Annotated in this window: 18 protein-coding genes and 1 pseudogene; 16 read left to right on the top strand and 3 right to left on the bottom strand. The window is 60.7% G+C overall.

Features of this window, described 5'->3' with window-relative positions:
* Positions 1-341: 341 nt before the first annotated feature.
* The 13 genes and pseudogenes from ACTHUY_RS09380 to ACTHUY_RS09440 form a co-directional block, all read left to right on the top strand.
* Positions 342-1,331, top strand: a pseudogene (locus ACTHUY_RS09380) (hypothetical protein); the annotation flags it as partial.
* Between the two features lie 186 nt (positions 1,332-1,517).
* Positions 1,518-2,747 carry a hypothetical protein gene (locus ACTHUY_RS09385; RefSeq protein WP_441654902.1) on the top strand — a complete coding sequence of 410 codons (1,230 nt, stop codon included), beginning with the start codon at positions 1,518-1,520 and terminating at the stop codon, positions 2,745-2,747.
* Entirely contained in the window at positions 2,744-3,760 is a 1,017-nt protein-coding gene (locus ACTHUY_RS09390) for an HAD-IIA family hydrolase (protein ID WP_441654900.1), read from the top strand. Before ACTHUY_RS09385 ends, ACTHUY_RS09390 begins: the two co-directional genes overlap by 4 nt.
* A gap of 4 nt (positions 3,761-3,764) precedes the next feature.
* Positions 3,765-3,917, top strand: a complete 153-nt coding sequence (locus ACTHUY_RS09395) for a hypothetical protein (protein WP_441654899.1) — start codon at positions 3,765-3,767, stop codon at positions 3,915-3,917.
* Positions 3,917-4,750 (top strand): TlyA family RNA methyltransferase, encoded by an 834-nt coding sequence (locus ACTHUY_RS09400; protein WP_441654898.1) that lies wholly within the window; start codon positions 3,917-3,919, stop codon positions 4,748-4,750. Before ACTHUY_RS09395 ends, ACTHUY_RS09400 begins: the two co-directional genes overlap by 1 nt.
* A gap of 14 nt (positions 4,751-4,764) precedes the next feature.
* Positions 4,765-5,589: an NAD kinase gene (locus tag ACTHUY_RS09405; RefSeq protein WP_441654897.1), complete on the top strand. Its 825-nt coding sequence runs from the start codon at positions 4,765-4,767 to the stop codon at positions 5,587-5,589.
* A complete protein-coding gene (recN, locus tag ACTHUY_RS09410; RefSeq protein ID WP_441654896.1) occupies positions 5,586-7,268 on the top strand; it encodes a DNA repair protein RecN in 1,683 nt (560 codons plus the stop codon). Before ACTHUY_RS09405 ends, recN begins: the two co-directional genes overlap by 4 nt.
* 4 nt (positions 7,269-7,272) lie before the next feature.
* Complete coding sequence (gene steA / locus ACTHUY_RS09415) at positions 7,273-8,454, top strand: putative cytokinetic ring protein SteA (RefSeq protein WP_441654895.1); 1,182 nt, start codon at positions 7,273-7,275, stop codon at positions 8,452-8,454.
* Positions 8,455-8,467: 13 nt separating this feature from the next.
* Entirely contained in the window at positions 8,468-9,622 is a 1,155-nt protein-coding gene (locus ACTHUY_RS09420) for a copper transporter (protein ID WP_441654894.1), read from the top strand.
* Positions 9,622-10,401, top strand: coding sequence for a hypothetical protein (locus tag ACTHUY_RS09425; RefSeq protein ID WP_441654893.1), 780 nt, complete (start codon positions 9,622-9,624; stop codon positions 10,399-10,401). The genes ACTHUY_RS09420 and ACTHUY_RS09425 overlap by 1 nt, the downstream gene beginning before the upstream one ends.
* A gap of 18 nt (positions 10,402-10,419) precedes the next feature.
* Entirely contained in the window at positions 10,420-11,988 is a 1,569-nt protein-coding gene (murJ, locus tag ACTHUY_RS09430) for a murein biosynthesis integral membrane protein MurJ (RefSeq protein WP_441654892.1), read from the top strand.
* A gap of 10 nt (positions 11,989-11,998) precedes the next feature.
* Positions 11,999-13,138 carry a glycosyltransferase family 4 protein gene (locus tag ACTHUY_RS09435; RefSeq protein ID WP_441654891.1) on the top strand — a complete coding sequence of 380 codons (1,140 nt, stop codon included), beginning with the start codon at positions 11,999-12,001 and terminating at the stop codon, positions 13,136-13,138.
* Between the two features lie 268 nt (positions 13,139-13,406).
* Complete coding sequence (locus ACTHUY_RS09440; protein ID WP_441654890.1) at positions 13,407-14,018, top strand: NUDIX domain-containing protein; 612 nt, start codon at positions 13,407-13,409, stop codon at positions 14,016-14,018.
* A 387-nt stretch (positions 14,019-14,405) separates the two neighbouring features.
* Here ACTHUY_RS09440 and ACTHUY_RS09445 read toward each other — a convergent pair whose 3' ends face one another.
* The 3 genes from ACTHUY_RS09445 to ACTHUY_RS09455 form a co-directional block, all read right to left on the bottom strand.
* A complete protein-coding gene (locus ACTHUY_RS09445) occupies positions 14,406-14,777 on the bottom strand; it encodes a PH domain-containing protein (protein WP_441654889.1) in 372 nt (123 codons plus the stop codon).
* Between the two features lie 164 nt (positions 14,778-14,941).
* Positions 14,942-15,610 carry a hypothetical protein gene (locus tag ACTHUY_RS09450; protein ID WP_441675191.1) on the bottom strand — a complete coding sequence of 223 codons (669 nt, stop codon included), beginning with the start codon at positions 15,608-15,610 and terminating at the stop codon, positions 14,942-14,944.
* Positions 15,611-15,752: 142 nt separating this feature from the next.
* Positions 15,753-16,307: a uridine kinase family protein gene (locus ACTHUY_RS09455; protein ID WP_441654887.1), complete on the bottom strand. Its 555-nt coding sequence runs from the start codon at positions 16,305-16,307 to the stop codon at positions 15,753-15,755.
* A gap of 44 nt (positions 16,308-16,351) precedes the next feature.
* On the opposite strand from ACTHUY_RS09455, the gene hisF reads away from it, so the two are divergent.
* From hisF to ACTHUY_RS09470, 3 genes are read left to right on the top strand one after another with little or no spacing between them, the layout of a single operon-like run.
* Positions 16,352-17,122, top strand: a complete 771-nt coding sequence (gene hisF, locus ACTHUY_RS09460; protein WP_126703438.1) for an imidazole glycerol phosphate synthase subunit HisF — start codon at positions 16,352-16,354, stop codon at positions 17,120-17,122.
* Positions 17,119-17,457 (top strand): phosphoribosyl-AMP cyclohydrolase, encoded by a 339-nt coding sequence (gene hisI, locus ACTHUY_RS09465; RefSeq protein ID WP_126703437.1) that lies wholly within the window; start codon positions 17,119-17,121, stop codon positions 17,455-17,457. The genes hisF and hisI overlap by 4 nt, the downstream gene beginning before the upstream one ends.
* Entirely contained in the window at positions 17,438-18,964 is a 1,527-nt protein-coding gene (locus tag ACTHUY_RS09470) for a chorismate-binding protein (RefSeq protein ID WP_441654886.1), read from the top strand. Before hisI ends, ACTHUY_RS09470 begins: the two co-directional genes overlap by 20 nt.
* Positions 18,965-19,035: the final 71 nt, after the last annotated feature.

Here is a 19,035-nt window from a genome sequence, read left to right on the forward strand (position 1 = left end):
GCCGATGGTACTGCACTCGGGAGGGTGTGGGAGAGTAGGACACCGCCGCCATTATTATTGGATCTAAGGCCCCCACTTCGGTGGGGGCCTTAGTCATATCAGCTGCAAGCTTTTCGGTTGCAGTACCTGACTGCCACCATGATGGTTCTTTCCCTGTCCATTTTCAGCGGCCGTCCTGCCGGTGGAGGATGATCCTCGTCTTGCGGCTTCCTGGACGGGAGCTTGCGGTGTTCGAGTCAACAGCCGCATATGATTTCATGGACGGCCATCATGAACTAATCTTGTATATGTCGCGTGCCGTATGGGCCGCTTTTTGAGAATTGAATGAGTGGAGATCTCTAATGTCCAACAATTTTGAAGACGGCTCTGAAGACCGTCGTAGCTCCTGGCAGTCGGCGTCTGATCGCCGCAAGGGATCCCGCTCAGGCGGCTCCGATCGGTTCAAGGACGATCGCGGAGGCCGCAAATACCAGGACCGCGGTGGCGACCGGCGCTTCAATGATCGCGATGATCGCGGGCCACGCCGTTTTAACGATCGAGACAATCGCGGTGGCGACCGCCGTTTTAACGATCGAGATAACCGTGGCAACGAGCGTCGGTTTAATGACCGTGATGATCGTCGTGGTGGCGGGCGCTTCAACGACCGTGATGATCGTGGTGGGCGTAAGTTTGACGATCGTCGTGGCGGGGGTCGCTTCAACGATCGCGATGATCGTGGACCTCGTCGTTTTGACGACCGCGACAATCGTGGTGGCAACGAGCGTCGGTTTAGCGACCGTGATGATCGTCGTGGTGGCGGGCGCTTCAACGATCGGGATAACCGAGGCGGCGAGCGTCGTTTCAATGACCGTGACGATCGCGGGCCTCGTCGTTTTGATGATCGTGATAAGCGGGATGGCGATCGTAGGTTCAACGACCGTGACAATCGTGGGCCTCGTCGTTTTGATGATCGCGATAACCGTGGTGGTAACCGTCGGTTTAATGATCGCGATGATCGTGGTGGGCGTAAGTTTGATGATCGTCGTGGCGGAGGACGCCTCAACGACCGCGACAACAGGGGTGGCGAGCGTCGTTTCAATGACCGTGACAATCGTGGGCCTCGTCGTTTTGATGATCGCGATAACCGTGGTGGTGACCGTCGGTTTAGTGACCGCGATGATCGTCGTGGCGGTGGGCGCTTCAACGATCGCGATGATCGTGGCGGGCGTAGGTTTGATGATCGTCGTGGCGGTGGGCGCTTCAACGATCGGGATGATCGTGGCGGGCGTAAGTTTGATGATCGTCGTGGCGGAGGACGCTTCAACGATCGGGATGATCGCGGTGGTCGGCGCTTCGATGAGCGGGATGGTGGTGGCAGTAGGCAGCATGCACCTCGTGCAGGTGCCGGTCGTCAGGACCGTGAGCCGGAGCCGTTTATCCCTGAGGAGATCACTGCAGAGAACCTCAGCAAGGAAGCACGTCGTCACCTTCTGTCTCTCAACAAGGATAATGCTGACCGTGTCGCACGTTTCCTTGTCATGGCTGGCTCGCTCATGGATGACAACCCCGAGCTTGCTTACGAGCACGCGAAGGCAGCTTACCGTCGTGCTTCCCGTATCGATATTGTCCGCGAGGCCCTTGGTCTCACGGCATACGCAAATGAGAAGTACGGTGAGGCTCTCCGTGAGTTGCGCACCTACCGCCGCATGTCCGGCGACATCTCCCATGCCTACCTTGAGGCAGACTGCGAGCGTGGCATGGGTAAGCCCGACCGTGTCGTTAAATACCTGGAAGACATCAATCTCCAGGAGCTTGAGCCGGCCGCACAGATCGAGCTCGCACTTGTCGTCTCGGGTGCCTACGCGGACCTTGAGGAGTCCGAGAAGGGCCTCAAGCTCATCGAGACACTGAAGGTCGATACTTTTAGTGAAGAGATGAGGGCCCCGGTTGAGCTGGTGCGTGCAGAGCGTTTGCGTGAGCTTGGCCGCGAGGAGGAAGCCGTCGCAGTAGAGGCACGATGGTCTGCGCTGTGGGATCAGGAAACCATCGAGGTGCTCACCGAAGCGATTGAATCAGAGGCTTACGCTGAGGATTCCGACGAGGACTCGTACGGCGCTGGCGACTGGGACGACTCGGCAGACTCGAGTGATTCGGCACGGTCGGTTGAGTCCGCACAGTCCGCCGATGATGCCTGGGATGATGAACGGGCCGACTCCAGCGATCGTTTCGCTGACGATGCGGCTTCCGAGGACCAGGAATCAATGGATGATCCGAAGGATGTCGAGTTTGACGAAGAGAACGTCGAATCTGACGAGGTCCTGGACGATGCCGATGTTGCCGACGATTCGGAGGACACATCCGATCTCGACGAGTCGGTTGATCCGGTCTCCACAGAGGGTGGCGACGCGAATGAAGACGAAGCGGGTGAAGCTACGGAATCCGACGAGCCACTCGATGGTCTTGAGCCCGAGCTGTTCGCGGAGGCTGATGCGGATGCTGCTGAGGATGTTGTGGAGGACGAGGTTGCTGTCGCTGAGGTAGCCGAGGAAGCCGAGACTGTCGACGAGTTTGAGCAGGATGAGGCGAACGTGGGTCCGGACGAGGTCCTGGATGATGCTCGGGACGTTCTCGAAGACACCGATGAGTCGGACGCTCGCGAGGGTGAGGATGACGATAACCTGGTACTACCCGGTCTGGAAAACCTGACCGGGGATGCCCCTGAGCAGGACGACCTGTTCTCCGAGTTCGACGAAGGTGAAACTAAATGACTCTGAAGTCATCGACCGCCCCGCTGTCGCAGGCCTACGATGCTGCGATCTACGACCTTGATGGCGTGTGCTATCGCGGTCAGGAACCGATCGAGTACGCCGGTGAGTCAATCACCGCTGCCGTGTCCGAAGGTCAAAAGGCGGTCTACCTGACGAATAATGCGGCACGTACGCCCGCGTCGATTGGTGAGCACCTGCGTAGCCTCAACATTCCTGCGAATGACTCCGAGGTATACACGGCTGCCATGGCAGGGGCTGAGCTTGCCGCGGGGGAGATCCCGGCCGGCTCGAAGGTCTTCGTTATCGGTGGAGAAGGACTCGTGTGGGCGCTGACCCAGAAGGGCTTCACCGTCGTTGACTCCGCGGACGATGATCCGGCCGCCGTTGTCCAGGGCTTTCACGCGACGGTTGGTTGGCAGGTCATGTCCGAGGGTGCGCTAGCGATCCGGAAGGGCGCGGTCTTTATTGCAACCAACCTGGACGCGACACTTCCCCAGGAACGTGGCTTCATGCTGGGCAACGGTGCACTCGTCAAGGCAGTTGAGCACGCCACGGGCGTGGTTCCGCTCGCCACCGGCAAGCCGCTACCGAGGGTTTTCGAGCAGGCAGCAAATGCTGTCGACGCGAAGAATCCGATCGCTGTCGGCGACCGTCTCAACACCGACATCCGTGGCTCCGTTGCGGCAGGCGTTGACTCGTTGCATGTTCTCACGGGCGTGAGCGATGCTCGGGACGTTGCCCTTGCCGTTCCCGAAGAGCGTCCCACGTTCCTCGCGAAGGATCTGCGGGGTCTCAACGAGGCGCACGAGGCACCGGTGACCCAGGATGGCCGGGCAGAGCTTGGCTCGGAGTGGGCAGAGGTTGTTGACGGCAAGCTGACGACCTCCGGTTCGCTGCCTGGGGCGTCGATGGATCTCTACCGCTGTGTCGTTGCCGCTTGTTGGGCGGCGGTGGACGACGGGACCCGCCGAGAGGATCTCTTCGATCAGCTGACAGAACTCGTGGTCGAATAGACGCATGGAAACGACTCCTGGACGCGACCTCGAGGCGATTGTAAACGACCTGACTCCTGAAGAGCCGGTCGATTCTGAGAGCCTCGAGGCCAGCGCCCAACGCTTCGACGAGATCGCGCGTGTGCTATCCGATGCTCTGAGCAAGGCTCAGGGCTGATGGGTCGCCTGCGGCGGATCGACGCGGAACTTGTTCGTAGAAAACTGGCGAGTTCACGCGAAGAGGCGAAGCAACTGATCGAATCGGGCAGGGTCCGTCTCGACGGCGCCGAGGTAACAAAACCCGCACGTCAGATGGACCCGGCCCAGGCTATCGTTGTCGACGATTCCGACCTGGACCACTATGCATCCCGTGGTGCCTACAAGCTTGCCGGTGTTCTCGACGTGCTTGGCGATCGGGCGCCCGTCATCCAGGATCGACGAATCATCGATGCTGGAGCCTCCACCGGCGGCTTCACGGACGTTCTGCTGCGCCGCGGTGCGAAAGAAGTTCTCGCGATCGACGTTGGTTACGGACTTCTCGCGTGGCGATTGCGGGAAGATCCGCGGGTGACCGTCATGGAACGCATGAATGTGCGCGCCCTCACTTCCGAGGACGTTGCCCCGGCGCCGGACATGGTGGTGGGGGACCTGTCGTTTATTTCCCTCACGCTGGTTCTCCCAGCCCTCGTGGGCGCCGTTCGTGAGGACGCAGATTTCCTGCTCATGGTGAAGCCCCAGTTTGAGATCGGCAAGGAACGACTCGGTCACGGTGGGGTTGTCCGAAACCTTGACCACCACGAAGAGACCGTGGGAACCGTTGCCAGGTGCGCACTGGAGTTAGGGCTTTCCATTGCCGATGTTGCGGCTTCGCCGCTTCCCGGACCCGCCGGGAATGTTGAATACTTCCTGTCGATGCGACGCGACCATCCGGACCCCGTTTCGGATATGACCGAGGCGATCCACAGCGCCGTGATGAATGGGCCAGCGCCCGGCCTTTTCGGTAGAGTCTGAGCGAAGGAGGCAGGATGACACGCGAGATCTACGTCGTTGCCCACAAATTTCGGCCCGATGCCCAGCAGTCGGCTGCGATGATGGCCGACCAGTTGGAAAGCCACGGATTCACGGTCCGCAAGAGCGGACCCGTTGGCGACGCCGAGATGGTTGTTGTCCTGGGCGGCGACGGAACGATCCTGTCCGCCGCTGAACTCACCCGGGGCGCGGAAATCCCTATCGTTGGTATCAATTACGGGCACGTCGGATTCCTGGCCGAAGTGGAACCCGAGGGGCTGCCTCGCGTTGTCGAACAAATCACCGAACGCCAGTGGACTCTCGATCGGAGAATGACGATCGATATTGAGGTCATGCTTCCCGATGGTTCGCGGGCCACGTCCTGGACTCTCAACGAGGCTGCCCTCGATAAGCACGGTCAGCCAATGATCGAAGTGAGCCTCGGTGTCGATGGTCGAGGAGTCTCGTCCTTTGCCTGCGACTCGGTTCTGATGGCAACGCCAACGGGGTCAACCGCATACACGTTCTCTGCCGGCGGACCGGTCGTGTGGCCCGACGTCGAGGCCATGCTTCTCGTTCCCGTTGCGGCACACGCTCTCTTTACTCGCCCCCTGGTCGTGGGGCCAAACTCTGAACTCCAGGTCGTCCTCGACTCCGATGGTGCGAAGCTCGTCTGCGACGGTAGGCGGGAGCTTCCGGTGGCCGCGGGCAGCATTATTTCCGCACGCAAGTCGGATTATCCCGTGTACCTGGCTAGGCTCAACGACACACCGTTCTCCGGCCGCCTCGTCAAGAAGTTCGATTTGCCGGTGAGAGGTTTTCGGGATCGGGGCCGTCCGTGATCGATGAGGTTCGGATCGAGAACCTCGGTGTCATCGAGGATGCAACGATCGAATTCGCTCCGGGACTCACGGCAATCACCGGTGAAACCGGTGCCGGTAAAACAATGCTCCTCAACTCCCTGGGGCTCCTGCTTGGTAAACAGTCGGACGTGTCGAAGGTCCGAATCGGTGCCGAACGCACGGTCGTCGAAGGAATCTTCGAAGTATCCGAATCCGCCAATGTCGTCGACACGGTTCGCGACAGCGGGGGAGACGTTGACACCGAAGGTGAATCGGCAGGGATAACAATTTCCCGCCAAGTACCCGCCGAAGGAAGGTCCCGATGCTTCCTGGGTGGGCGGAGTGTTCCCCGTAGCACCCTGGAATCGCTGGGCGAATCCCTCGTCACGATCCACGGGCAATCCGAGCAGATGAGGCTACGCTCTGCGGCAGCTCAGCTGCGCGCGCTCGATAGCGCAGGCGGGACGAAGGCCGCATCCGCTCTCGCCACCTACGGGGATGCATGGAATGAGTATCGCGAGGCCACGGCCACGCTTGAAGCCTTCCGACAATCCGCACGTGACATGGCGTCGAAGCGACTCGCACTGACGGCGCTCGTGGAAGCCGTTGATGAGGTGGAGCCGGAAACCGGTGAAGAAGATTCGCTGCGCGAACGCATTGAACGGCTTGACTCGATTGAGGAAACACGGAGCGGCCTGGCCGAGGCCCTCGGTGCACTATCGGGCGACGGTGAAATGATGCCCGGGGCCGCGGACCTCGTGGGGCGGGTAGCTTCAGCGATGTCTGGGCTAAAGGAGCCCGGTGCGGACGATGTTCGCAAGCGAGCAGAAGCCGCCGAGGCGGAACTGAAGGATCTGGTCCAGGTGGTGGGCGGGATGCTCTCTGGGCTTGAGACGGGGGAGCCTCTCAATGATCTGCATGCTCGTAAGGCTAAGCTCCGTTCCCTATCCCGCAAGCTCGGCATGTCGGTCGACGAAGCGATCGTTGAAGCCGAGCACGCCCGGGAAACTCTTGCCGATCTCGAGGACCCCGAGGCACGGGAGGCACAGCTAGAAGAAGAGCTCGCTGCCGCGAAAAAGAATGTCATGACGACGGGCTCTGCTTTGCGGAAGATCCGCCAGGAAACGGCCGAGGTTTTTGCGAAGCGAGTCAATGAGGAACTTGCTCAGCTAGCCCTGGGCAGAGCCGAGATCTCGGTAGCGGTGGAACCAAACGAGCCACGGGCTGACGGGATCGACAAGGTGACATTCATGTTCCGTCCGGATTCCCACGCCCCGCAGGTGCCGCTGGCCAGCTCGGCTTCGGGCGGCGAGCTGTCCCGCATCATGCTCGCCATTGAGCTTGTCTTGGCGAAGCTGGCACCCGAGGTGCCGCCAACCTTCGTGTTCGACGAGATCGATGCTGGCGTGGGCGGTGAATCGGCGAAGGCCATTGGTGCTCGGTTGGCCGGATTAGCGGAACATGCCCAGGTGATAGTCGTCACCCACCTTGCCCAGGTGGCCTCGTGGGCGGACCGACAGGTGGTCGTTGCCAGGGGCGCAACATCGACGGAAGTTCGCGCCGTTTCTGATGATGAACGGGTGCTTGAACTCGCACGAATGCTGTCCGGATCAGCGGACTTGGACTCCGCGCGTAGGCACGCCGCTGACCTACTTTCCGAGTCGACCGTGGGACGATAGTCGAGTGAAGTGGAAATTTCGTCGACGACCTGAGACAACCGAGCTGGAAGGGCTCGGGGGTTTTGCGAAGGTTGATTCACGGACGAAGAATCTGACGAAGCGCCTCGACGAGGGCGAGATCGCCGTGATCGATCACGAGGACCTCGACCGGGTCTCCGCAGAAGCCCTCGTTGCCTGCAAACCCGCTGCGGTTCTCAATGCTGCAAAGTCCACGTCCGGTCGCTACCCGAACCTCGGCCCGGGAATTCTTCTCGCTGCCGGCATTCCCCTTATCGACGATCTCGGTTCGCAGATCATGGACGTACGGGAAGGACAGCAGCTCCGCATCGAGGACGATGGGACCGTCTACACGGGCGACGTGCTTCTTGCCGACGGTGTATGGCAGACCACCGAACTGAACGAGGCCGCTATGGCGGAGGCGTCGGAGGGTATCTCCACCCAGCTGTCCGCTTTCGCTCATAACACCATGTCGTACCTCGAGCGCGAACACGACCTTATACTGAATTCCGTCGGTATCCCCGACGTCCGTACCGACTTTGACGGTAAACAGGTCCTGATTGTGGTGCGCGGCTACCACTACAAGGACGACCTCCAGTCGCTGAAGTCCTACATTCGTGACTACCGGCCCGTTCTTGTTGGCGTGGACGGTGGCGCGGATGCGATGCTTGAGCTTGGGCTTTCCCCAGACGTCATTGTTGGCGACATGGACTCGGTATCGGACACCGCGCTGACGAGCGGCGCGGAGATTATCGTTCATGCTTACCGCGATGGTCGGGCTCCGGGCGTGAAACGCGTGGAAGACCTGGGTGTTCCCTACATTGTGTTCCCTATGACGGGAACGAGCGAGGACGCCGCCATGATCCTCGCGGATTCGAAGGGCGCGAAGCTTCTTGTCGCTGTTGGTACCCACTCCTCGCTCATCGAGTTTCTTGACAAGGGCAGGGAAGGAATGGCATCGACCTTCCTGACGCGGCTCAAGGTTGGCGGCCGCCTCATCGACGCGAAGGGCGCGTCACAGCTTTATCAGTCCCGGATTTCCAACTGGCAGCTCATTGCCCTCTTTGTGGCCGGCGTGTTCGCGTTCGTCGCGGCAATCACCACGACGGACGTGGGGCAGACCATTTGGGGTCTTTTCCAGGCATGGTTCTCCGATGCTTGGAACAATGTGTTCAGCCTGTTCGGTTGAGTGAGGAAGTGTCATGGTTGATTTTCGCTACCATCTTGTCTCGCTGATCGCGGTCTTCATGGCCCTCGGCGTGGGTATCATCCTCGGTGCGGGCCCCCTGCAAAACTCGATCGGCTCGGTCCTGACGAACCAGGTCGATTCGCTACGGGAATCCCGAAATGAAGCGTGGGCGCAAGCGGAAGAAGCGGAACGCGAATCCCAGGCGTACCGCGAAGGCCTGGAATCGCTCACCACCGACATGATCACGGGGAGCCTGGACGGCCAGGCCATCGTCATTGTTGCCCTTCCGGGCGCGAGCGACGACGCAATTGCCGCACATTCCGAGAACCTGATGCTCTCCGGTGCCGAAATCCAGGGCGTTGTCGAGATCACCGATAATTTCTTCTCCCCGGCCACCGCTTCCTACCGGAACGCCCTTTCCGGTCAGCTCGGCTCCTACGTTGAGACGTCGGACAATCCGATGGAGACCCTCGTGGCCGGCTTGGAACTGATTCTCATGGCGGACGATGAGAGCGCGGGGGCTGCGACCCTTCTCGAGCTTTACCAGTCCTCCGACAATCCGCTGATCGAGGTCCGTGAATCTCTTGCCAGCCCTTCCGACGCGATCCTCGTTGTGGGCCCCACAGAGGTGGAGGTCCCGGTTGAGGGCGAAGAGGACCCGGATGCAGAGACGATTCTTGCGAACAAGGTCGAGTTCATGACCGCCATCGAAACCCCCGCTGTTCTCGTGTCGACGGGCGATAGTGGAACGCTTCTCGATGCGGTGCGGGCCGACGACAATGGCGTGTCGACGGTGGATTCCCCGGAAGACTCAACGTCGTTTATCAATGTTCCCTTTGCATTGACCCAGGAGCTGTCCGGGGCAACTGTCGCCTGGGGTATTACCGACAGCGCCGAGCTCGTGCTCGGTGAACGTGCAGAACTCGAGAACTTTGCAGCAGCCGATCCCTCCGAGTCGGAGGAAGGTGTCACCGAAGGTGAGGCTACCGAGGGTGACTCGGTTGACGGCGATGCTCCAGTCGATGGTGAAACTGTCGAGGGTGAGGCCGTTGACGGCGGCGAAGCCGGAACCGAGGGCGAGGGCACCCTCGAAGGTGTTCTTGGCTCCGAAGATCAGCAGACCGATGGCGATTCGGCCGGCGAGGATCAGCCGGCGGACGGCGAATAATGAAGAGGCTGGCTGCCGGGGTCGCAGGGTTCCTGACCTCGCGTATCCCCGGACCGTCTGGAACCGAGTGGCAGCGAACGAACTTTGCCGGTGATCCGGTGGCTCTTGCGGGTGGCGTTCGTGCCGCGGCCGGTGCGGGCGTTGCAGCTCTGGTGACCGGGGGCCGCGTTGGCGCGGCTGGTATCGCCGCGGTAACGGCGGGCGCGGTTGCCGGTTACGTCGATGATCACCGGGAAGAAGAGTTCGAAAGCGGCAAGGGGCTCACCGGCCATCTCAAACAGCTTTCGCAGGGCAATGTCACGACCGGTGTCCTCAAGATCGGTCTGATTGGCGCCGGCGCCGGAGTGGCCGCCCTTCTTCTTTGTGACCGAAGGTCGGTAACCGACTGGGTGGTTCGCTCCGTTGCGATTGCGGGAACCGCAAACCTCATTAATCTTCTTGACCTGCGTCCCGGACGTGCGCTCAAAGTGGCGGGCGCCGGCGCTTTGCTGGCGATGCCGAGGTCTGGACCAACTGCGCCGTTGCTCGCCGGCCTTGCAACTACGGTTGCGGGAAATGCTGGGGAGGACCTGGCAGGTCGGACCATGCTGGGAGACCTGGGTGCGAACGCCCTCGGTGCCGGGCTTGGTGTTGCGATGGCGGCTCACCCGAACCGTGCGGTACGGACCGTTGTTGCTGGCGCCACCGTTGGCCTGATTCTGGCTTCGGAGAAAGTGTCGTTCAGCAGGGTGATTGACAATAATTCCGTGCTGTCGGCAATTGATCGCTGGGGGCGGTAGGTGAAGGCGAGGTCGCTGATGGCGTCGGCTGCAGGAGCGGCCGGCGTTATTGCTATCCTCACTTTGCTTTCCAGAGTTGTTGGTTTTGGTCGGACCGTTGGCGAATCCTGGGTCCTTGGCGCAACACCGATGGCCGATGCATATTCGACCGCCAACAACGTTCCAAATGTGCTCTTCGAAGTCGCGGCGGGCGGTGCTTTCGCGGGTGTTGTCGTGCCGCTCCTGTCGCGGTGCATTGCTCGTAAGGACGCGGAATCAACGAATCGGGTGGCGTCGGCGCTTCTCACGTGGGTGATGGCGGTGGGGGTGCCGATCGCGCTCCTCGTCGTGGTGCTGGCCGACCCGCTTGCTCACGGGCTCCTGGGTGCGCGGGATCAGGTTGTTATCGATACGGCGGCGTTGCTGCTGAGGATTTTTGCGGTCCAGGTGCCGCTGTACGGCATGTCTGTCGTGCTGAGCGGGATCTTGCAGGCCCACCACAAGTTCGTCATGCCGGCGTTGGCGCCGATGCTGTCGTCGATCGTGGTCATCGGCGCGTTCCTCATGTTTTGGCAGACGGGTGGCAGTGACAGCGGTGACCCGGCTGAAGTCCCGGTGGCGGCTCTCATGTGGCTCGGATGGGGAACGACGGGCGGGGTTATTGCCTTCACTTTGCCGCAGCTGATTCCCGTCCTGAAGGTCGTGAAGCTGCGGCCCACGTTCCGGTTCCCGGACGGGATGGGACGCCAGGCGCTCCGCATGGCGTCCGCGGGCTTTGGTGGGTTGCTTGCCCAGCAGGCCGCGATCGTCCTTATCATGATCGTTGCGAATAATGTGGGCGGTACGGGTGCGTACCCGATCTACAAGTATGCGCAGGCTCTCTACTTCCTGCCGTACGCGATCCTTGCGGTGCCGATCGCTACGGCTTTGTTCCCGCGGGTCTCCGAGAAGGCGGCCCTGCCGGGTAGGCCGGGTCTTGCCGAGATTGCGTCGGGTTCAATCCGTCTGATTGTGATTGTGTCGGCGATCGGTGGTGCCGCCCTTGCGGCAGTTGCACCCGCGGCCGAGGAGATCTTCACGGTCGTGTATGACATGCCGGAGCTGGACCGGGTTGTCAGCGTCCTTGCTATCGGCGTGATCGGCTACTCGCTTCTCTACCACACGTCCCGCGTCCTCTATGCGGTGGGTGAGCCGGGCAGGGTCCTCAGGATTACGGTGTGGGGCTGGATGCTGGTCTGCCTCGGTATTCTCTTTGCTATCCCGCTTGCCGATAGCCGGATGGAGACTCTCGACATCCTGAGCCTCGCAACCGCGGTTGGTATGACAGCGGCGGGGATTGCAGGGGTTGTGGAATGTCGGAAGTCAATCGGTGAGGGTGTCACCGCCGGTTTGCTGAAGACGGTCACTATTGCTGTCTCAGTTTCGCTGTGTTCGGCGATTGTTGGCCGCTTGGCCTGCGGTTTCATCCTAGAATTGGGTGAAGGGGTCGCATCTGCCCTCGGCGGCGCCATTCTCGGCGCCCTTGTGGCAGTGGCGGTCCCCGTGCTCATCACGTTCCGAGCGGACCGTTCCGCGTGGAAGGTGGGGGCCTGGGTCGCGGAGGACTAAAGGGGGTGTCATGCATATTGTCCAGATCGTCCTGTCGGGTGACGGGGCTATGGCAGCCCACGTATCTCGACTTTCCTACCAGCTGAGGCTCGCTGGACACGACGTTGTCGTCGCCGCGGATGCTGGCGTTCTTGAAAGCTATGACATGGGGGATTCGATCGAGATCCCTGCCCGCCTGTCGGGTACCCAGGTGCGCCTCATTAAACGCGTTGTCCGCAACTGCGATATTGTCCACGCCCACGGAAACAACGGCGGCCTGCTCGCAGCCACGCTCCTGACGGAACGTCACCGTCCAGGTTTCATTATTTCCTGGCATGCTCGGCCGAGCGAACGGTCGTGGTTGACTGCGCGCTCCGCCGATTCTTTCGGGGTTCGAATTGCCGATGGAGTATCGGGTACCTCGCCTGACCTTGTTGCTCTGGCGAGGCAGGTGGGGGCTAAGCAGACGTGGCTGTCCTACGTTCCCAGCCCCGGCATTCCGTCCCTTCTTGAAACCGGGCGGCTTAGCGCAACCGATAGGCATAATCTTCGTACCGAGTTGCTCTCATCCCTTCCCGACGCGGCAAGCCCAGGCAGGGATATTGATCCGAAACGGCCCATGGTCCTCACCGTCTCGTCCCTGATCCCGCGGAAGAACGTCATGACGACGCTGGAGGCTGCCACCGCACTGCGGGAAGAAGTGACCTGGGTGCTTGTGGGCCGTGGAGACATGTCTATCGATGATCAGCTGAGACTCGGTGCTATCTCGTCTCGGGCGCCCCTGGTGCTTGCCGGGGAACGCTCCGATGTGGACAGGTGGCTGGCTGCCTCCGACGTGTTTGTTCTGCCATCTGTGTGGGAATCGCGTCCGCTCGCGGCCCAGGAAGCGATGGCGGCTCAGGTGCCGGTCATCGCTACCCGCACCGGAGGCATACCCGACCTCCTGGAAGGGGCGGGCCTACTCTTCGACGTCGATGATGTTGCGGCCATGGTCTCGAACGTACGCACGATCCTCTCCGACGAAACCCTGGCCAAGAGGCTCACGCGCGTCGCACGGGAAAGAATCAGTACCCAACCCCAGTCCCCAGACATCGCCCAGATCTGGATCAGCAGATACCAGATGGTGACTAGCGCACGGGAGAACACCGGATCCACATCGATCCAGTCGTAGAACAAGACGAACTCCGTAAGGCAGGTGCTGCTTTGATGACTTGGGCCAGCGGGACGTGCCCGAGGATCGGCATGAGCCTGTCGATGATATGAACCCGAGGAATGGCATAGGTCCGGGGACCGGCACGGTTCTGACGGGTGATCGGCGGGTACCGGCAGGAACGGTATACCAAGCTTGATGCCACGTGCTTGCGAGACGGTGGTGCGCCGGGCAAATGGTCGGGCGTTAAGCTGGAGTCGGATATAACAGCCACACGGCAGGAGACGACGTGACAGACCGCAAGTATGACGGACACACCCTCATAAATTCCGAGACCATCTATGAAGGCAACGTCTTCTCATTCGTTTCAGACGAAATCCGGCTCACCGGACAGGACAAGGTTCTCCGCCGCGAATACATTGCACACCCCGGTGCGGTTGCCATCGTTCCCCTCCGGGAGACCGAGAACGGACCGGAGGTGCTCATGCTCTCCCAATACCGCCACCCCGTGGGCGCGATCCTCTGGGAAGTCCCCGCCGGTCTTCTCGACAAAGAAGGTGAAGACCCACTCCTTGCGGCGCAGCGCGAACTCGCAGAAGAAGCAGGGCTCGAAGCCAAAACCTGGCATGTCCTCATCGACCAGTTCTCCTCACCCGGTTGCCTCTCCGAATCCCTCCGGATCTACCTCGCCCGCGACCTCACCGAGTCATCACTCGAGTACGAGCGAACCGAAGAAGAAGCCGATATGCAGTATCGCTGGATTCCGCTCACGCAGGCAGTGGCAGAAATCCACGCCGGGTACATCCACAATGCCACCACCATCAACGGAGTCCTCGCCGCCGCATCAGCCCTCGCCGGCTACGGGGAACTTCGAGACCCGTCAGCGTCCTGGCTACGCTAGGCCAACGCGCCACGCAAACCACCTCGCGCGGTAGCTTTCACGTGATCAACCCGTTGTCCCAGGCACGGGCTGACAAGAGATGAATTGCTGACACGCAGGCGAATCGGCCGGGGTGTAGGAACGTCAGCCGGGCAGGAACATGCAGTGAGGCATCGGGGTAGAGGACGAGACGCCGTAACTTAACGACGCGGTGCCGTTACCTCTGACTTCGCAATTGCTGCGTCTTCCCGACGCACTGCGGACGATCGAGATCCATGGTGAATTCGGTTGCCGCTAACGAAAAGAAGTCGGTCGAGAATGTCCTTAAGAATCCTCGACCGACCGTAGTGATCCGCACGGGGATTTACCGCACGGGTGTTGACCGCACGAAGGACTCTGTTACGAGTACTAGCTGTTCAAGAGAACGCTGTTGGCAATAAGCATGTCAATGCGCCGAACGTCGATCTTCTTGCCAACGCTGATCTTGATATGTCCCGCCCGGGTCCACAACTCAATCTCGGCATTCATGTCTAGTCGCCCGGCGTTCTCGGTCGACCACATATTGATGGACGAATAGGGAACGGAATAGATCTCAACCTTCTTACCCGTCATGCCCTGAGAGTCACGGACAATAAGCCGCTTAGACGTAAAAATCGCGGAATCACGGAAAGTCTTGAAAGCTGCATATGGCTCTTCCCCCTGCACAAGCAACGACGCAACGTCCGAAGGGATCGGAACCTCCTCAAAGAAAGTCCACTGAGTAACCAGAGCAGCATCCATAATAATCTCCTCATATCGAAAATGAACGTAAGCAAGACCGATCATAAGTGATGGAAGCGATCAAAAATTTACCGCACGATCCCTGACCTGCCTACGGCTCATGCAAATCCGCAGCTAATGGAGCCAAGAGCGTGACGATTGCTGAGGCGAAATGCTCTTCATGATCAGTCGCGATCCTCCGCGGTGAGCCGGAGCGTTACCCACTCTCCATCAACCACATAGCCTAGGTTCTGATTCGCCTTGAGAATTGCCGTATTTTCTTCGGCACCTCCGGTACGAAATACCCTGACCCCATCCTTCATAAGCGCAAGAACGCAAGCGGCCTTCACGGCAGACCCCAGGCGAAGCCCCCGAAATTGGGGCAGGACGACCGTAAAGTCTGTACCGGCAGAACTACCGTCGATATCAACATAGGTGACCCCCAAAGCTCTCCCTTTGTCGTCAAAAATCCCCAAGCCCCGTCTAACCGAGCTGACTTGAGCAGTGGATCCGGTGAGCGGAGTATGTGATGTTGCAGTGCCCCCGGGGTAGTCCCCAAGCGTCGCCGCGTCAAGCTCCAGAACAGTCTCAACATCGAAATCAGTAATCTCGCGGATGAGACCGTGCCCGGCGCTCCGCGCCACCGCACGATCCACGACATCCATGTCAGCGCTCGCGGCATCGAGAGATGCAACCCATGAGCGAGCAACCATGACCCACCCCTCAACCTCAAGCTTCGCGCGACGTGGGTTGTCGGCCCGCAACACAATGTCTTCTCGGACCTGATGCGGTTGAGCTTGTTTAGTCGATGGGCTGTGATCTGCCACGCCACTGGCCACCAGTGGCTCAGTCATCGTCCTGGAAGTGCTCTGTCTTTCTGGCACGCTGACCGCTCTCCCGGTCCCTCCGATGTTGCTCTCGGCCACGTGGACTTCTCACCCGGTTCTTTCGACCCAATTATCGGCTTCCTTGTTGTCACCCTGCGCCATATCAACGTCACTCACGATCGTTGTTTGTTGTGCCGATCTGGATGTCAGCGTGGGCCCGGGAATCATGAACTTCCAGGAGACCCAGTTCCTGGCTTTCCCATTCTTCCCAGTGATCCGACCAGTCGTACGGATCGCGTCGAGCAACGCGCTCGCGGCGAGTATCTCGTGGAGCATCGAGCCAAATGGCCAGATCGGAGTGGATCTGGCCAGAGCCGGAGCCGACCACGAGAATGACAGGCTTGGGCTTAAGAACGATGGGGTCCTCGAGCGTTTCCGTCCACCAGTTCCAGGTTTGGGTTTCGGTTGGGCCGCTCTGAAGCCCTTCGACAACGTCGTTGACGCGGCGGACTCCGCCAGCGAGATCACCCCACCCACGCGCCCACAGCTCGACCTCGAGGAGGAGGGTGCCGTAGCCGCGGCCGCGGCTGTTGAGCTCTCGTGCTATTCCTTCGGCGAGACTGGTTTTACCGGAACCGGAGAATCCGTCGACCGTGACAATAGTGGGGCGGTTACCCTCACGCGTGGTCAGTTCCGCAATATGGTCGACGATCCCGATCTTCATAGGCGATAGCCTAGCCTTGGATCAGTCAATCGAAGGAGTTGGAAATGGGCGTTGCGCTTCGGGTTATCCCGTGCCTCGATGTATCTGCCGGTCGAGTGGTCAAAGGAGTCCACTTCGAGAACCTGGCGGATGCTGGGGACCCGGTCGAGCTAGCCAAGGTCTATGGCGAGCAGGGTGCGGACGAACTCACGTTCCTCGACGTCTCCGCGTCGGTTGAGGACCGGGGGACAACCATGGAGGTTGTGACCCGCACGGCCGAACAGGTCTTCATCCCCCTCACCGTGGGTGGCGGCGTCCGCAGCGTCGAGGATGTTGCCCGCCTGCTCGGCGCCGGTGCCGACAAGATTTCCGTCAACACCGCAGCAATCAACCGCCCCGAGCTGCTCCGGGAAATATCGACGGAGTTCGGCAATCAGGTGCTGGTCCTGTCGGTGGATGCTCGCCGCGTCCAGGAGGATGGTTCTTCCCCTTCGGGCTACGAGGTGACCACCCACGGAGGGCGCCGCTCCGCGGGCCTCGATGCTCTGGAATGGGTGAAGCAGGCCCAGGATCTTGGGGTTGGCGAAATCCTCCTCAACTCGATGGACCACGACGGCACAACCAAGGGCTTCGATCTGGAGATGACACGCGCGGTACGCGAAATCTGCTCCGTGCCCCTCATTGCTTCCGGCGGAGCCGGAACCGTCGAGGACTTCGTCGCCGTCGCAAAAATCGGCGTGGATGCGGTTTTGGCGGCTTCCGTGTTCCACTTCGGCACTCTCACCATCGCCCAGGTCAAGGACGGCTTGCGTAGCGCTGGGATCGAGGTTCGATGATCGTCTACAACGATGCGGGACTGGTGCCCGCCATCATCCAGGACCACGAATCGGGGCGGGTGCTCATGATGGGGTGGATGAACGAAGAGGCATACACTCGAACGACGGAAACCGGCCGGGTCTGGTTCTGGTCCCGTTCCCGCCAGGAATTCTGGCGCAAGGGCGACACCTCCGGCCACAGGCAGTACGTGCGCGGTATCGAACATGACTGCGATTCCGATACTTTGCTCATCCAGGTGGAGCAGGTGGGGGCAGCGTGCCACACCGGAACCCGCTCCTGCTTTGACAATCGAACCATTGAGGCGGTGACTGACCGTGACGACACGAATCTCTGACTGGGGTGAGATCTTCCCGGGGAGGGAAGACTTCGTAACGCTGGCAGCAACAAGGCGCGTTGTGCCCGTGGCTGTGCGATTACTCGTTGACGACACATCCCCATCCAGCATCTACCGAAAGCTGGCCAAGGGCCGACCGGGCTCCTTTATCCTCGAGTCCGCAGAACAGGACTACTGGTCCAACTGGTCATTCGTGGGAGTGTCCTCCTCGGCATCCCTGACGGCACGCGACGGCCAGGCATCCTGGTCCGGAGATGTTCCCGACGGCCTGCTGACCGAAGGCTCGACCATCGAGCTCCTGTCAGACGCTCTTGCGCAACTCAAGTCGGAACCACTGGATGGCATGCCGCCCCTGACCGGCGGACTGGTCGGCGTTCTCGGATGGGATGTTCTCTATGACTGGGAGCCGACCCTGAAGAAAAACGCTCCGTCCGAGCACGGCACACCCGACGTTGCCATGTGCCTGACCGAAGAGCTCGTCGCCATCGACCACCGCAGGGGCGTCGTCTGGCTGATCGCCAATGCGGTTAACCGCAACGGACGTCCCGAAGGTGCCGAGGCGGCCTACGACCGGGCTCTCGTAAAAATCGAGGACATGAAGGCAGCGTTACAGGCTCCCGTGCCGGCGAGGGCGTACGGACGGGGTTCCACCGCGCCAGCAGAACCCGTCATGCGAGTGAGCTCCGAGGAGTTCCAGAACGCCGTCCGCCAGGGCCAGCAGCACATTACCGACGGTGATGTCTTCCAGGTGGTCCTATCGCAGCGCGCGGATATTGACTGCACAGCGGATCCGCTCGACGTTTATCTCGTCCTGCGTTCCATCAACCCGTCGCCGTACATGTACTACTTCAACCTCGAAGACGATCGCGGGGGATTCTCCGTCGTCGGTTCGAGTCCGGAGACGCTGATGGCGGTGCGGGAAGGCGTTGTGCGTACCTTCCCGATCGCCGGATCGCGCCCCCGCGGAGCCACGCCGGCAGAAGACCGGGAAATGTCCGAGGAACTGTTGAAGGATCCCAAGGAGATTTCCGAGCACGTCATGCTCGTTGACCTGTCCCGCAACGACCTGGCGAAGGTTTCGAAGCCAGGCACGGTTGAAGTCACCGAGCTCATGGATATCGCCCGCTTCTCCCACATTATGCACATTACCTCCACGGTCACAGGAGAGCTGAGGGACGGCGTGAGCGCCGTTGAGGCACTGGCCGCAACGTTCCCGGCGGGAACCCTGTCCGGTGCTCCGAAGACCCGTGCTATTGAAATCATTGACACGCTCGAGCCGGCACGGCGCGGGATCTACGGGGGAGTGGCAGGCTACTTCGACTTCGCGGGTAACGCAGATCTGGCGATCGCAATCCGTACCGCGATCATCGAAAACGGTCGCGCCTCGGTCCAGTCCGGTGCGGGAATCGTTGCCGACTCCGTACCGAAGACGGAAGACATCGAGACGAGGAACAAGGCGGCTGCCGCCGTGCGTGCCATCCAGATCGCTAACACGCTTGTCTCATAGGCGTGGCGCAGTGGCGACAGCCGAATAAATCCCCGCTAAGCTAAGTTCAGACACCGACAAAGGAGCATGAT

Source organism: Flaviflexus sp., assembly GCF_052087705.1.
Classification (GTDB): Bacteria; Actinomycetota; Actinomycetes; order Actinomycetales; family Actinomycetaceae; genus Flaviflexus; species Flaviflexus ciconiae.

Excerpts from the sequence above, each read along its gene's own strand:
- ACTHUY_RS09385 (WP_441654902.1), top strand. The coding sequence starts at position 1,518 with ATGGCTGGCTCGCTCATGGATGACAACCCCGAGCTTGCTTACGAGCAC.
- ACTHUY_RS09390 (WP_441654900.1), top strand. The coding sequence starts at position 2,744 with ATGACTCTGAAGTCATCGACCGCCCCGCTGTCGCAGGCCTACGATGCT.
- ACTHUY_RS09395 (WP_441654899.1), top strand. The coding sequence starts at position 3,765 with ATGGAAACGACTCCTGGACGCGACCTCGAGGCGATTGTAAACGACCTG.
- ACTHUY_RS09400 (WP_441654898.1), top strand. The coding sequence starts at position 3,917 with ATGGGTCGCCTGCGGCGGATCGACGCGGAACTTGTTCGTAGAAAACTG.
- ACTHUY_RS09405 (WP_441654897.1), top strand. The coding sequence starts at position 4,765 with ATGACACGCGAGATCTACGTCGTTGCCCACAAATTTCGGCCCGATGCC.
- ACTHUY_RS09420 (WP_441654894.1), top strand. The coding sequence starts at position 8,468 with ATGGTTGATTTTCGCTACCATCTTGTCTCGCTGATCGCGGTCTTCATG.
- ACTHUY_RS09425 (WP_441654893.1), top strand. The coding sequence starts at position 9,622 with ATGAAGAGGCTGGCTGCCGGGGTCGCAGGGTTCCTGACCTCGCGTATC.
- murJ (WP_441654892.1), top strand. The coding sequence starts at position 10,420 with ATGGCGTCGGCTGCAGGAGCGGCCGGCGTTATTGCTATCCTCACTTTG.
- ACTHUY_RS09435 (WP_441654891.1), top strand. The coding sequence starts at position 11,999 with ATGCATATTGTCCAGATCGTCCTGTCGGGTGACGGGGCTATGGCAGCC.
- ACTHUY_RS09445 (WP_441654889.1), bottom strand. The coding sequence starts at position 14,777 with ATGGATGCTGCTCTGGTTACTCAGTGGACTTTCTTTGAGGAGGTTCCG.
- ACTHUY_RS09450 (WP_441675191.1), bottom strand. The coding sequence starts at position 15,610 with ATGACTGAGCCACTGGTGGCCAGTGGCGTGGCAGATCACAGCCCATCG.
- ACTHUY_RS09455 (WP_441654887.1), bottom strand. The coding sequence starts at position 16,307 with ATGAAGATCGGGATCGTCGACCATATTGCGGAACTGACCACGCGTGAG.
- hisF (WP_126703438.1), top strand. The coding sequence starts at position 16,352 with ATGGGCGTTGCGCTTCGGGTTATCCCGTGCCTCGATGTATCTGCCGGT.
- hisI (WP_126703437.1), top strand. The coding sequence starts at position 17,119 with ATGATCGTCTACAACGATGCGGGACTGGTGCCCGCCATCATCCAGGAC.